Consider the following 14,073-nt stretch of genomic DNA (forward strand, 5'->3'; position numbering starts at 1 on the left):
ATGCAGGTAAAGATGGGCTAAATCCGCTCGATCTCAGAAAATTCGGGCAAAAAACGCCCGAAAACGCCCGAGTAGTGAGCGAATCGCTTTACCTTCGCTACTGATGCTCCCTCGTGAATTCAAGTCCGACAGGCTGCTAGTCTTTATTCGCGAAGCTTTTGCTCATTCGAGAGTTTTCGCGGATAAAGCGGATCGCCGCCCGGGCCACCCTACGGACCAAGGGAATCGCCCGATCTGGGGCAGTCCGCGATCCGTAGGGTGTCACTCGCCGAAGGCAGTGCACCATTGGCCACTCGGCGCGGCACAAAGCTGGCGGGTTGTCGCTTCGCTCCGAGGCCGCCCTACCTCCGATCGGATCGCCGCCCGATCCGCCCGGCGTTCTGCGCCTCAGCTGGCGGCGCGCTGCAGCTGACTCGGCCATTGATGTGGGGCCTGCAGGCGTGTTTCAAGGGTGGCGACGAACTGACGGGCTTCGGCTTCGCTACGGAAGGTCACGCTATGGTTGGCGAAACGTACTTGCCAGCAGGTACCTTCGGCTTTGTGCAGTGGCTGAATGCTGATGTTCATGAACGACACCTCCGCTGGTTAGGCGGGTCAGTCTAGTCTTGGCATATGTACTTTTTCTGACATGGATCAAGTGGGCGGCTGCCGGTCGTCGGCGGCGCCTGCCGATCATCGTTGCAGTTGTTGCACGGCCAGGCTGGCCAGGTGGGTGAACTCGGCGACCAGGGCTATATCGGCCTGGCTCGGCCGCATGGGCTGCTCGTAGTAAATGCCGAAGGTGCCGAGCACCCGAGCGTTGTTGTCCTTGAACGGCAGCGACCAGCAGGCATGCAGGCCGGCGGTCAGCGCCTGGGTGCGAAACGCCTGCCAGTAGGGGTGAGTCTCGAGGTTCTCCGCGATCATCATCTCGCCACTGCACGCGGCGTGGGCACATGGACCGAGTTCGAGCTGCGCCGGCAGGCCGTCGATGGCCTGCCGATAAGACTCGGGCAGGCTGGGTGCCGCGGCCAGATGCAGGCACTGCTGCCCGTCCAGCAACATGATCGACACCTGCATGTGCGGGTTGAGATCCTCCAGGCGCCGGCTGATGCCGTCGAGGATATGCGCCAGGGGCCGGCGGGCGAGCAGTTCATCGAGCACCGCATTGCGCGCTTGCTGCAGTTGCTGGCCCTGATGGCGGTCATGGATGTCATGCAGGCTACCGTTGAGCATGCTGTTCGACGGGTTGCAGCTCAGCTGAATGTCGACCCAGCGCAGTTGGCCCTGGCGGGTGAGCAGGCGGAACTCGCCGCGCAGGCCGGCCTGCTGGCCGTTGCCGATGGCGCGGATCTGCTGGTTGAAGCGCGCCGCATCGGCGCTGTCGAGAAACTGCGTCAGCGGTCGACCCAGGCATTCATAGCAGGCATAGCCGCTGAGCTTTTCCCAGGCCTGGTTGAGAAAGTCCAGGTGGCCACTGGCGTCCGTCAGCACTAGCACGTCGCTCAGTTGTTCGATCAGTTCGCGGTAACGCGCCTCGCTGGCTTGCAGTTCGAGATTGATCTGTTGCTGTTTGCTGAGGTCGATGTCGATGCAGTACAGCTCCTGCTGGTCGCGGCTGTTGCGCAGCATCGAATGGGTGGAATAGACCCATACCGTGCTGCCGTCCTTGCGCTGCAATGGCAGCTCTGCGGCGGCAATCGGCGGGCCGCCGAGCAGCCAGTGGTTAATCGCACTGATGACCTGGTTGCGCGCAGCCGGCGGGATGATCAGCTCTTCCAGGCGCCGGCCCATGGCCTCCTGCAGGCTATAGCCATAGAGCTGGGTGCTGGCCTGGTTCCAGTAGATCACCCGGCGTTCACGGTCGTAACCCTGCACGGCAATCCGCGGGGTTTGCTCGAACAGTTGGCGGAAGCGCTGCTCGCTTTCGCGCAGGGCGTTTTCGTCGCGTTTCTGGCTGCTGATGTCCTGCACGGTGCCGAGGATCTGGCCATTGGTATGCGCCTCGCCGCGCAGCATCAACCAGGTAGCCTGATGCTGCTGCGGTTGATGCAGGCGTGCACTGATCGCCATCGGCTTGTGTTGTTCGAGCAGGGCCTGCCAGGCGCGCTGCAAGGCCGGCCGTTCAGCCGGGTAGAGCCAGCTGAGCAATTGCTCGACGCCACTGCATTCACTGCCTGGGTCGCGGCCGAGCAACTGCAGGGCCTCTGCGCTCCAGTGGAAGAGCCCATCGTATTCCCAGCTGCCGAGGGCGGCATTGCGCTGGGTTTGTTGCAGCAGGCGGCTGTTGCGCGTCAGGGCGTTGAGCAACTCGCGCTGGGCGCGGCGGTCACGGTGGTTGAGGTAGAAGATCAGCAGGCTGCTGAGCAGTACGAAGAGCATGCCCTTGAAGGTTTGCAGCTGGAGGCTCAATTCACTGTCGCTGACCACGGCCAGCAGCAGGTAATCGCTGGCGAAAATCCAGACGCTGCTGAACAGGATATAAGCGCCAGTCAGGCGCAGCGAGGCTGTTAGATCGGAGCGCATCCTTACCACCGATAAGTCGCAGGGTCGTGAGACGTCACGGGGCATACAGCAACCTGCGAGGCATGCCTTGAGCGTAATTGCAGTCTAGTCGGCTGCCGACCGGTTGTTGGAGAAAAAGGCTACCAGCAGCGCTGGTAGCCTATATGCACGCCGGCGAATAACCCGGTTACAGGCGCTTGCACTGTTCTGTCAGGCGCTGGCGTGGGGGAAGGGCTGTTTCAGTCGCTGCTGTCGAAGCTGCCCAGTTCCAGGTAGTTGACCTTGTGCAGCTTGCCGTTGCTATCGAGGAAGATGATGGTCGTAGGCACCACGCCGACCTTGTCCGAGTTGTCGCTGATATGGATGACTTTCTGCACATCCAGGGACATGCCGTAGTGGTAGTCCACCGCTTGCACTTTTTCAGCTTCCTGGCTGGGTGACGATTGTGCCCAAGCTGTGCCCGCGATGCCAAGGGTCGCGGCGAGAGTGAAGGAAATGAGACGTTTCATGATGCTGACCTCGTAAGGATGCTTCACATCTCAATTGATCCATAAATTGGCATGAGGTTACACGCCCGGCTTGCCGTTGGTCGGCATCGCCAGGGGTTGGCGATGCCACGGATTCAGAACCCCTCGAGCACCACTTTGCCGCGGGCTTGGCCGCTTTCCAGCAGGGCATGGGCGCGGCGCAGGTTGGTCGCATTGATGGTGCCGAAGTGTTCGCCGAGGGTGGTTTTCAGTATGCCGGCATCAACCAGTTCGGCGACCCGCTCGAGGAGGCGGTGCTGCTCGATCATATCCGCAGTCTCGAACAGCGACCGGGTAAACATCAGCTCCCAGTGTAGCGACAGGCTCTTGCGCTTGAGCTTCATGATGTCCAGCGCCTGCTCTGGATCGTCGATCAGTGCCAGGCGGCCCTGCGGCGCCAGGGCTTCGATCAACTGGTCGAAGTGCCGGTCGGTCTGGGTCAGGCTGGCGACGTGGGTCACCTGGTCGATGCCGATACGCTTGAGCTCCTCGCTCAACGGCTTGCTGTGGTCGATCACATGGTGGGCGCCGAGTTCGCGCACCCAGGCCTGGGTCTCGGGACGTGAAGCGGTGCCGATCACGGTCAGGCCGGTGAGCTGGCGAGCCAGTTGGATGAGGATCGAGCCAACCCCACCAGCGGCGCCAACGATTAGCAGGCTCTGGCTTTCATCGCTGCTGCCTTCGCTGATCTGCAAGCGCTCGAACAGCAGTTCCCAGGCGGTGATCGCGGTCAGCGGCAGGGCCGCGGCTTCGGCGAATGGCAGGCTGCCCGGCATGTGGCCGACGATACGCTCATCGACCACATGCAGTTCACTGTTGGCCCCGGCACGGTTAATCGCCCCGGCGTAGTAAACCCGGTCGCCCGGCTGGAACAAGGTCACCGCGCTGCCCACGGCCTTGACGATGCCGCTGGCGTCCCAGCCGAGCACTTTGGTTTCGCCGTTTTGCGGGGCGACATTGCGGCGGATCTTGGTGTCTACCGGGTTGACCGAGATGGCTTTGACTTCCACGAGCAGGTCACGCGGACCGGGTGTGGGTGCCGCTAACTGGATGTCCTGCAGCGCCTCGGGGTGGTCGGCGGGCAGGGACTGGTAGTAGGCGATGGCTTTCACGGGCGCTCCTCGAAATAGGGGAATCAGGCGATACGGTTCATGAGTTGCAGGTCGACGTCCTCCAGCAGCTCGCGGCAGGTGCTGCCGAAGTGCTGGTAATGCGTGCTGTTCCGGTGCTCGTTCAAGGTGGCGCTGTCCCGCCATTGTTCGATCATGATGAAGCGTTGCGGGTAGTCCTGGTGGCGGTGCAGGTCGTATTGCAGGCAACCGGCCTCTTGGCGGCTGGCGTCGACCAGCAGGCGCAAACCGGCTTCGACGGCATCGGCCTGGCCGTCGAGCGCGGAGAGGGTGGCGATCAGGGTGAGCGGCGTGGACATGACGTGGCTCCAGACAAGAAGGTGGCCATGCTCGTTTATTTGTCTGGCGAGAAAAACAGCAGCGAACTAGAGTCTCTTTCAATATTTTTTTGATAATGATGGTGTGTGATGCTGCGGTTCGATGATTTGCAGCTGTTCGTGCGTACTGCAGAAATCGGTAGCCTGTCTGCCGCCGCGCGCTTGCTGGACATTTCGCCAGCCGTGGCCAGCGCCGGGTTGAAGCGACTGGAGCGGCAGCTGGACGTACGTCTGTTCGCCCGTTCCACCCGCAGTCTGCGCCTGACTCCAGAGGGCGAGCTGTTCCTCACCCATGCGCATCAGGCCTTGCAAAGCCTGGAGGCGGGGCGTCAGCAGCTGGCCGGCAGCAAGGTCGGTATCAGCGGGCTGCTGCAGCTCTCGGCGCCTTCGGATTTTGGCCGCAACACCTTGCTACCCTGGCTCGATGAATTCCAACGGTCTCACCCGCAACTGCACGTGCGCCTGTTGCTCGGTGACCGGGTTACCGATCTGTTTCGCGAGCCGGTCGATATCGCTCTGCGCTATGGCGCGCCGGAGGACTCCAGCCTGGTCGCCTTGCCAGTGGCGGCGAGCAACCGCCGGGTGTTGTGCGCCGCGCCGGATTACCTGACCCGTCACGGCGAACCGCAAACCGTCGAGGCACTGGCCGAGCACAACTGCCTGCTCTATATGCTTGGCGGGCGGGTGCATGACCGCTGGCGCTTTCAGGCCGGCAAGCGCGAGCAGAGCCTGACGGTCAGCGGCGACCGGGTCAGCGACGATGCCGATGTAGTGCGCCGCTGGGCAGTGGCGGGTGCCGGGCTGGTGTACAAGTCCTGGCTGGACGTGGCCGGCGATGTACGCAGCGGGCGACTCAAGGTGTTGCTGCCGCAGTGGCTGGGCGAGGTGACGCCGCTCAACCTGATTTGCGCCCACCGTGCACAACTGAGCAAACCGGTGCACCTGCTGCGCGAATTCGTCCAGCTGCGCTGCGCCGAACTGCTGGCGCATGCGCCGTGGTAGAACTAAGCTCGCGGTTGGCTGGGCTGCGGCAATCTACCGCAGTGCGCCATACTTGTTACACCGACACCAACTGCTAGAGTCGCGCCCCATGAAACTGGCCCGCACCGACCGCTCGCTGATTGCCTGGATGCTGTATTTCAGCGTCCTGTTCAGTGCGCTCGCCTGCAGCATCGGCCACGGCCAGATGGCCGGTTTGCAGCTCAGCGGCCTGGATGGCCAGTACTGCTCCTTCGAGGGCAATTTCGGTGCCGGTGCGGATCTGACCGGTTCCGGCATCTTGCCGCTGAACCCTGTCACGGGTACCGGTTGTTCGCTCAGCTCGACCTTCAGCGCCATCATCCTCGCCGCCTTTTTCGGCCTGCTCGGCCTGCTAACCGCCAGTCGTCAGTCGCCGGCTGCGCCATCCTTCGTCCCGCGTCCCGCCCGCTATCTCTGGCCCTCGGCCAATCCTCGCGCCTCCCCGCTGTTCGCCTGACTCCGCTCCGAGTCGCCGCGCCTGTCCGGTGCTGCGGCTATGCCATCACAACAGTTAGAGCGAATAACCGCCGGCTTGATCGTCATCGCTTGTCACCCGGCGACTTCCTGGCGGCACTTGAGTTTCAGGGGAGACACCCATGTATCACCAATGCGTATCCGGTCTGCCAGCGCCGAGTGGCGGCCCGTCCGATGTCGCCCACGATTGCCGTCTGTGCGGGGTACTTCGCCGCCAGTGGATCGGCCTTCGTGGAGCCGAACAATGAAACAGCCAGCCCCTTCGTTCTACAACCTGGCCTGGCGCTGGCATTTCTATGCCGGGTTGTTCGTCATCCCGTTCCTGATCCTGCTGTCGCTGACCGGGATCATCTACCTGTTCAAGCCGCAGCTGGATCAGTTGATGTATGCCGACCTGCTGCAGGTGCCGGCGGCCGAGCAGCGCCTCTCGGCAGATGAGCAACTGGCGCTGGTGCGCCAAGCCTATCCCGAGGCCAGCATCACGCAGTACCTGCCACCGGTGAACGCCGAGCGCAGTGCGCAGTTCGTGATCGAGGTCGGCGGCCAAGGTCTCAATGTGTTTGTCGACCCCTACCGCGGCCAGGTGCTCGGCAGTCAGGACGCGCAGAGCAACCTGCAGGCCATCGCCCGCCAGCTGCACGGCGAGCTGATGATCGGCACCCTCGGCGACCGCCTGATCGAACTGGCCGCCGGCTGGGGCATCGTCCTGGTGGTGTCCGGGCTTTATCTCTGGTGGCCGCGCGGCAGTGCTGGCGCCGGGGTACTGTGGCCACGCCTGGCCAGTCGTGGTCGGTTGTTCTGGCGTGACCTGCACGCGGTGACCGGGTTCTGGGGCTCGTTGCTGCTGCTGTTCATGCTGCTCACCGGGATGACCTGGACCGGCTTCTGGGGCGCGCAGTTCGCCGGCGCCTGGAACCACTTCCCGGCAGCGATGTGGGATGACGTGCCGCAGTCCGGCAAACTCACCGGCAGCCTCAACGACAGCAGTCGGCAGACCGTGGCCTGGGCGGTGGAAACCACGCTGCTGCCAGCCTCCGATCCGCATGCCGCGCATAACGGCCATGCTGCAGCCGCTGCAGACGGCCCGTTGGCGCAGCAGGTAGGGCTGCAGCATGTGCTCGACACTGCAGCCGTGCGTGGCGTGCTGCCGGGTTACAGCATCACCCTGCCCAAGGGCGGGGAGGGCGTGTACAGCATCGCCCTGTTCGCCGATGATCCGCGCAACGACGCCACCCTGCATATCGACCAGTACAGCGGTGCGGTGCTGGCCGATGTGCGCTGGAAGGATTACGGCCCGCTGGCGAAAACCGTGGAAACCGGGGTAATGCTGCATGAGGGCAAACTGTTTGGCCTGGCCAATCAGTTGCTGATGCTGCTGGTGTGTCTGCTGGTGCTGCTCAGCGCGGTCAGCGGTTTGATCATGTGGTGGACGCGCCGCCCACAAGGCAGCTTTGGCGTGCCGCCGCTGCGCCATGACCTGCCGCGCTGGAAAACCGCGATCGTCATCATGCTGCTGCTCGGCGCGGCATTTCCCCTGGTCGGTGCGTCGCTGTTGTTGATCTGGGCGCTGGACTTGCTGCTCGCGCGCGTCGGTGCGATGCGGCGCCTGGCCCGCGAGTGAACACTATTCACTGGAGGTACGACACGCTCAGCGTGTGTCGTCTGACTGAAAGCGGACATTGAGTCCGTCACTGGAGATTGACCATGTTGCTGAAGAAAACCCTGCTCCTGGCTGCACTGCTGACCCCGAGCCTGTTTGCCTCGGCCCACGATTACCAGATCGGCGAGCTGCAGATCGAGCACCCCTGGTCGCGCGCGATGCCACCGGTGGCACCGACCGCCGCGGCCTACTTCGTGGTGCACAACAGGGGCAGTGAGGCCGACCGCCTGCTCGGCGTGCAGACCCCGGTGGCCGGCAAGGCCGAGCTGCATGAGCATGTGCACGCCGATGGGGTGATGAAGATGCAGCAGGTGCAGGACGTTGTCGTGCCTGCAGGTGGCGAAGCCAGGTTCGAGCCCATGGGCTACCACGTCATGTTGTTCAACCTGCAGCAGCAAGCCAAGGACGGCGAGCGCTTTCCGCTGACCCTGACCTTCGAGAAGGCCGGTGCCATCGAGGTGGAGGTCACGGTGCAAACCGAGGCGCCCGTAGCCACCGCTGTGCCCGCTACCCAGGACGCCGTTCATCAGCACTGATGAGGGCTGTCTTGACCGGGGACAAGGAGCGTCCCGCCGCGTTTGGCAATAATCGCGGCAGGACTCAGAGGCAGTGAAAATATCGAGCGCCGCAGCGCGCGTTTGTAGACGGCCGCGGTAGGCGAGAGTTTTTCACAACCGTTCATGGACACCGATCGATGCAGGCAGCAGCACATCCAGTTAACCGTCGCAGAGGGCTGAAGCCGGCATTGCTGGCCATGCTGTTGCTCTGTGTCGGGCCGCTGCTGTCGCAGTGGCTGGTGCCTGCGCAACCGGCCTGGCTCGCCGAGCTGAGTTGCAGCGAGCACCCGGCCAGCCACTCGCCGGGTGCCGGCGACAGCCATGGACATGATCCGCTGTGGGCCAAATGCGGCTACTGCACCTTGTTGTTCAGCAGCCCGGCGCTGGCCAGCCCGGCGCCGCTGCTGCTCGGGCCGGCGCCATTCGCTACGGCCCTTATTCCTGCCGGCGGTTCGCAGCATGCGCCCGCTTCGCCGATATTCCCCGGTTCGCGCAGTCGCGCACCGCCGCTGCTTTCCTGATCGTTATTGCTGCTCTCACGCGCCAGCACCGTCCCTAGGAGCCTGTCGGACTTTCCCTCGTTACGAGCGGTCAAGTCCGACAGGCTCCTCGGACGGCTGTTGCCGGCGCGCCGGATTGTCTCGATCTTGGAAACGTCATGTCTGCCCTTACCTGTGCCCGTATTCCAGGCGCCTCGCGTCTGCCCGTCCCGTTTCGCCTGGCGCCGCTGTGCGCTGCACTGGCCGCCGCCATGTTCTGCAGTTCTCCGGCGCTGGCCGATGACGCGGCCATCGAACTGGCCCCGCTGGTCATTACCGGGGCCCGTCACCATTCGCCGCTGACCGTGGTCACCGACCCCAAGCAACCACGCCAGCCGATGCCGGCCGCCGATGGTGCGGATTACCTGAAGACCATTCCCGGCTTCAATGCGATTCGCAATGGTGGCGCCAATGGCGATCCGCTGTTTCGCGGCATGTTCGGCTCGCGCCTGAACATCCTCATGGACGGCGGCCAGCTGCTCGGCGCCTGCCCCAATCGCATGGACGCGCCGACCTCCTACCTGTCGCCGGAAAACTTCGACCAGCTGACCGTGATCAAAGGGCCGCAAAGCGTGCTCTGGGGGCCGGGCGGTTCGGCAGCGACGATTCTTTTCGAGCGCGATACCCAGCCCTTCAATGCGCTCGGCGGGCGCGTCGATGGCAGCATCCTGGCCGGCTCCAACGGCCGTTTCGACCGACGCATCGACGCCACTGCCGGTGGCAGTCAGGGTTATCTGCGCGTGCTGGCGAACAAGGCCCAGGCCGATGACTACCAGGATGGCAACGGCGATACGGTGCCGTCGCGCTGGGACAAATGGAACAGCGATGTGCTGCTCGGCTGGACCCCGGACGACGATACCCTGATCGAGCTGAGTGGCGGCCGCGGCGATGGCCAGGCGCGCTACGCCGGGCGCGGCATGGACGGCAGCCAGTTCCTCCGCGAGAGCCTGGGGCTGCGTTTCAAGAAGGACAATATCGGCGAACTGTTCCGCGCGCTGGAAGGGCAGGTCTACTACAACTACGCCGATCACGTGATGGACAACTTCAGCCTGCGCACCCCCTCGGGCACCGGCATGATGGCCAATCCGCTGGCCAGCAATGTCGATCGGCGCACCCTGGGTGGCCGTCTGGTCGGCACCTGGAACTGGCAGAAGGTCGAACTCAAGGCGGGTGTGGACGGGCAACGCAACGAGCACCGCAAGCGCGCGTCCAGCTTCAACGTGATGAGCAGCAGCTATACCGACTATGACCAGTTCGCCTGGGACAAGGACGCGGTGTTCCACAACTATGGCCTGTTCGGCGAGCTGACCTGGAAGGTTGCCAGTCGCCAGCGCTGGATTGCCGGTGCGCGACTGGATCGCGCCTCGGTCAAGGATTATCGCCAGACCCTGGGCAGCGGCATGACCCTGCGCGCCAACCCGACGGCCGACGAAACCCGCAGCGATACCCTGCCCAGCGGCTTCCTGCGCTATGAGCGGGATCTCGCCGGCATGCCCGCGATTGTCTATGCCGGCCTCGGGCATACCCAGCGCTTCCCGGATTACTGGGAGTTGTTCTCCGCCAGTCCCGGCCCGGTCGGGTTTGTCCAGCCGATGGAAAGCCTCGAGCCGGAAAAAACCACCCAGCTGGATTTCGGCGCGCACTACCGTGGCCGCCAGTTCGAGGCCTGGGCGTCGGCCTACGTCGGCCAGGTGCGTGACTACATCCTGTTCAGCTACGGGCCCGGGCTGATGCCGGGGCATACCCGCTCGCAAGCGAGCAACATCGATGCACGGATCATGGGCGGCGAGTTGGGCGTCGGTTATCGCCTGGACAGCAACTGGAAAACCGATGCCAGCCTGGCCTATGCCTGGGGCAAGAACAGCTCGGACGACCGCCCGCTGGCGCAGACGCCGCCGCTGGAGGCCCGCTTCGGCCTGGCCTACGAGCAGAGCGACTGGAGTGCCGGGGCGTTGTGGCGGGTGGTCGCCGCGCAGAACCGGGTGGATGAGGGCAAGGGCAATGTGGTCGGCAAGGACTTCGGCAACAGCAGCGGTTTTGCCGTGTTCTCGCTCAACGCGGCCTACCGGGTGACGCCTGAGGTCAAACTCAGCGCCGGCGTGGACAACCTGTTCGACCGCCACTACAGCGAGCACCTGAACCTGGCCGGCAACGCCGGTTTCGGCTTCTCCATGGATGATCCGCAAGCGGTCAACGAGCCGGGCCGTATCCTCTGGAGCAAGCTCGACTTCAGCTTCTGAGTGCGCCTACCTGCCGCGATGCTTGCCGCCCTGGGCGACGATCATCGCGGCTGGGCCGGCGTTGCAGGCGTTGCAGGCGTTACAGGCTTTGTCGGATGTGGCGGGCCGCGTAGGCTTGAGCGCAGCGATACCCATCGATGATCAAGCAATCATGCGCCTGCTAGGGCTCCTCTTTGCCGTTCATCAGCTGGGTCAGCAGCCCCTCGCTCTTGAGGCTGTCGAACGCGGCGCGGCTGCGCGCGACTATCGCGTCGGCCGTCGCGTGGCTGTAGGCCATATACAGGCCGGAGGTGAGCGCGTCCAGGGTGTAGACCCGCTCCAGGCTGGCGTAGTCGACCCCGGCTTCTGCGCTCAACAGCATGGCGTCGCGCTCCGGCATGGGTACCAGCTGGACCTGTCGATTGAGCAGCCGCCTGAAGTTGTCGCGGTTGTGTGCCGCGATTACCAGCTTGGTGAACCCCTCGGCCTGCAGGTACTGATGGCGTACGTCGTCGCGCAGCACACCGATGCTGTAGTGCTTCGCGTCCGCCAGTGTGCGGACCTGAATATCCGGCTGCCCGCGCAGCTTGTAGACGTGGTATTCGATGCGCGTGACCTCGCCCAGCCACTTGAACAGCGGCTCGCGTTCCGGGGTGCGGGCGATCAGGTAGATCAGCACGTTGGGTTGTTGCAGCGCCATGTCGTAGGCGCGGGCCCAGGGGTACAGGGCCAGGCTGTAGTCGTCGAGTCCGGCGCGCTGCAGCATGGCTTCGACCACCCGGCTCGCCGGCCCGCCGACTCGGCCGTCTTGCAGATAACTGTAGGAGGTGTCTTCGGTGACGGCCTTGATGCTCTCGGCGTGGCCGTTGCCGCAGAGCAGTGCCAGCAGCAGGACGAAGCAGGTGGTTGGGCGCAGTCTCATGAGGATCCTCGGTACTGACATCAAACGGCGATTCGGTCGCGGCCCTGACGCTTGGCCCGATAGAGGGCCTGGTCGGCGCGCAGCATAAGCACATCGAAATGATCCATCGTCTCCGGCTCGAACTGGGCGACGCCGATGCTCAGCGTTACATGGGCGGCCACCGGCGAACTGCTGTGCTCGATCGCCAGCTCCGCCAGCTCCTGACGCAGGCGTTCTGCGGCCGTGCATGCCTGGGCGCTGTTGGCGCCCGGCAGCAGCACGGCAAACTCTTCGCCGCCGATCCGCGCCACCAGCTCGCCGGCGCGGGCGAAGACTCTGCTCAGGGTCTTCGCCACCGCTTGCAGGCATTGATCGCCGAGGGCGTGGCCGTAGGTGTCGTTGTACGGTTTGAAGCAATCCAGGTCGCACATCAGCACCGACAGCGGCTGGCCCTGGCGCAAGGCACGGCGGAACTCGATGTCCTTGAGTTCGTCGAAATGCCGGCGGTTGGCCAGTCCGGTCAGCGGGTCGCTGCGCGACAGTTCTTCCAGGCGGCTATTGGCCGCGCGCAGTTCGGCTGTACGCGCTTCGACCAGTTCGGCCAGGTGGTCGCGGTGCGCGGCCAGGTCCTGCTCGTCTTGGCGTTGCCGCTCGAGGAAGGTCGACAGCTTGTCTTGCAGGTCGTTGACGCCCGCTTCCAGCAGGCTCAGTTCATCCTGGCGCGCCGCTGAGCGCCCGAGGTGCAAGGTCTGCTTGAGGTTGGCGGGGGATAACTGGCCGAGGTGACGGGCGATGTGCTGCACATGCACGGTGACCGAGCGGTTGAACATCCACATGATCAGCCCCGCCAACAGCAGCGACTGGATAACCTGGGTGACGACGATGCTGGCCACTTCCCTTTGCAGGCGCTGCCAGAGCAGTTGTTCATCGCCTTCCAGGGTCAGTTCGCCGACCGTCTCGCTGGCGCCGGGGTAGGGTTCGTAGATCAGCAAGTGCTGTAGCGTGGGTGCCAGTGCCGAGTCCGAGCGCGCTCTATGCTGCTTCTCGAGTATTTCCGGTGGGCGCCCGGCGCGGCGAATGCGCAACTCCACCCGGCCCACCGGGGCGGCTTGGGCGACACTGTCGAGCTGGGTCTGCAGGGATTCACGATCCACTTCCCAGAGCGCCTTGGCCAGTGTGCGCTGGAACACCTGGTCGATCAGGGTCAGCTCGCTGGTCATCGCTGCCAGGTTGGCATGCCAGGCCGACCAGGTGCGCACGGCGACCGTGATCAGGGTGAACACCAGGCAAAATGCCAGGGTCGCCAGTACCAGCCGGCGGCCGAGCGAGCCTGCGGGCCGGGGGCGCGTCACCTCGCCGTGAGGCAGGCCAAACACGTTACAACCACTTCCTGGCGATCGCGTCGTAGGTGCCGTTGCGGCGGATGGCTTGCAGGCCCAGGCGGAAACGCTCGACCACGGCGTCCGCGGTCTGCAGGCTGAAGGCCATGTGCAGCCCGTCATCACTGCCGAGGTCGGGCAGGCTCAGCACGGGCACCACCATTGTGGCCGGGTCATCGCCTGCCTGGCGGATCAGGTAGCGGGCGTTCAGTTCATTGGCCACCCACAGGTCGACCCGGCCCGCTTTGAGCTTTGCGTAGTTATGCTCGTATTTGTTGCTCGATTGCAGGTTCTTGCCGACCGTGAAGCCCTTGGTCTCCAGATACTGCTCGCCCGCGTCTTTCTGGACGGTGGCCGTCTGGTACTGGCGAGCATCGTCGAGGTGATCGAGCTGGATATGCTTGCCGGGTAGGGAAAACAGGAACCAGTGCGTTGGTGCGATGACGCCGACCCACTTGAACAGCTTCTCGCGCTGGGCGGTGCGGGTGATCGAGTAGATCAGCACATTTTCCGCGTTCTGCGCGATGTCGTAGGCGCGGGCCCAGGGCATCGACTGGATGCTCGCCTGCTGGCCGATTTCCTCGAGCACGGCCTGCACCACCTCGGTACTCATGCCGGTGACTCGCCCGTCCTCGGTCATGTTGTAGGGAGGCAGCTCCTCGGTGACGATGCGGATCTCGTCGTCCGCCACGGCCAGCTGCACAAAGCCGGCCAGCACAACGAAGAGCAGGGCGCGAGCGCTTGGGCAGATGGGCATGGGCTGTTTCCTCGGGGCGGCAATCTCGGCGACGGCAATAGGCCAGGTGCAATGGATAGCGGAGATGGCCATTAAATGGCCATCATTTGCCCGCCGTCTGGTCAAGGTA

General features: G+C 64.1%; 14 protein-coding genes. 6 read left to right on the forward strand and 8 right to left on the reverse strand.

The features are described from left to right. Positions 1–387: 387 nt before the first annotated feature. The 5 genes from R3355_RS21815 to R3355_RS21835 form a co-directional block, all read right to left on the reverse strand. Complete coding sequence (locus R3355_RS21815) at positions 388–567, reverse strand: hypothetical protein (RefSeq protein ID WP_318949448.1); 180 nt, start codon at positions 565–567, stop codon at positions 388–390. Positions 568–672: 105 nt separating this feature from the next. After that, on the reverse strand, positions 673–2,505 hold the full coding sequence (locus R3355_RS21820) for a bifunctional diguanylate cyclase/phosphodiesterase (protein ID WP_318963166.1): 1,833 nt from the start codon (positions 2,503–2,505) through the stop codon (positions 673–675). Between the two features lie 218 nt (positions 2,506–2,723). Further along, positions 2,724–2,993 (reverse strand): DUF2790 domain-containing protein, encoded by a 270-nt coding sequence (locus tag R3355_RS21825; RefSeq protein WP_318963168.1) that lies wholly within the window; start codon positions 2,991–2,993, stop codon positions 2,724–2,726. Positions 2,994–3,106: 113 nt separating this feature from the next. After that, positions 3,107–4,123, reverse strand: coding sequence for a zinc-binding alcohol dehydrogenase family protein (locus R3355_RS21830; protein ID WP_318963170.1), 1,017 nt, complete (start codon positions 4,121–4,123; stop codon positions 3,107–3,109). A gap of 23 nt (positions 4,124–4,146) precedes the next feature. Further along, positions 4,147–4,440: a putative quinol monooxygenase gene (locus R3355_RS21835; RefSeq protein ID WP_318963171.1), complete on the reverse strand. Its 294-nt coding sequence runs from the start codon at positions 4,438–4,440 to the stop codon at positions 4,147–4,149. A 108-nt stretch (positions 4,441–4,548) separates the two neighbouring features. Here R3355_RS21835 and R3355_RS21840 point away from each other — a divergent pair, with 108 nt between their 5' ends. The 6 genes from R3355_RS21840 (at position 4,549) to R3355_RS21865 (ending at position 10,948) form a co-directional block, all read left to right on the forward strand. Then, positions 4,549–5,460 (forward strand): LysR family transcriptional regulator, encoded by a 912-nt coding sequence (locus R3355_RS21840; RefSeq protein WP_318963172.1) that lies wholly within the window; start codon positions 4,549–4,551, stop codon positions 5,458–5,460. Positions 5,461–5,548: 88 nt separating this feature from the next. Next, positions 5,549–5,935 carry a DUF2946 domain-containing protein gene (locus R3355_RS21845; RefSeq protein WP_318949454.1) on the forward strand — a complete coding sequence of 129 codons (387 nt, stop codon included), beginning with the start codon at positions 5,549–5,551 and terminating at the stop codon, positions 5,933–5,935. 261 nt (positions 5,936–6,196) lie between these two features. Beyond that, positions 6,197–7,573: a PepSY domain-containing protein gene (locus R3355_RS21850; protein ID WP_318963173.1), complete on the forward strand. Its 1,377-nt coding sequence runs from the start codon at positions 6,197–6,199 to the stop codon at positions 7,571–7,573. An 83-nt stretch (positions 7,574–7,656) separates the two neighbouring features. Further along, positions 7,657–8,148: a copper chaperone PCu(A)C gene (locus tag R3355_RS21855; protein WP_318963175.1), complete on the forward strand. Its 492-nt coding sequence runs from the start codon at positions 7,657–7,659 to the stop codon at positions 8,146–8,148. Positions 8,149–8,306: 158 nt separating this feature from the next. Continuing rightward, a complete protein-coding gene (locus R3355_RS21860) occupies positions 8,307–8,690 on the forward strand; it encodes a DUF2946 domain-containing protein (RefSeq protein ID WP_318963177.1) in 384 nt (127 codons plus the stop codon). A 137-nt stretch (positions 8,691–8,827) separates the two neighbouring features. Next, on the forward strand, positions 8,828–10,948 hold the full coding sequence (locus tag R3355_RS21865) for a TonB-dependent copper receptor (RefSeq protein WP_318963178.1): 2,121 nt from the start codon (positions 8,828–8,830) through the stop codon (positions 10,946–10,948). Between the two features lie 160 nt (positions 10,949–11,108). Here R3355_RS21865 and R3355_RS21870 read toward each other — a convergent pair whose 3' ends face one another. Genes R3355_RS21870 through R3355_RS21880 form a run of 3 tightly spaced genes read right to left on the reverse strand, consistent with a single transcriptional unit; the run spans position 11,109 to position 13,964 of the window. Next, entirely contained in the window at positions 11,109–11,849 is a 741-nt protein-coding gene (locus tag R3355_RS21870; protein ID WP_318963179.1) for an ABC transporter substrate-binding protein, read from the reverse strand. Positions 11,850–11,869: 20 nt separating this feature from the next. Next, complete coding sequence (locus R3355_RS21875; protein ID WP_318963180.1) at positions 11,870–13,204, reverse strand: diguanylate cyclase domain-containing protein; 1,335 nt, start codon at positions 13,202–13,204, stop codon at positions 11,870–11,872. Between the two features lies 1 nt (position 13,205). Next, a complete protein-coding gene (locus R3355_RS21880; protein ID WP_318963182.1) occupies positions 13,206–13,964 on the reverse strand; it encodes a substrate-binding periplasmic protein in 759 nt (252 codons plus the stop codon). Positions 13,965–14,073: the final 109 nt, after the last annotated feature.

This window comes from Pseudomonas sp. (genome assembly GCF_033723075.1).
Lineage (GTDB): Bacteria > Pseudomonadota > Gammaproteobacteria > Pseudomonadales > Pseudomonadaceae > Aquipseudomonas.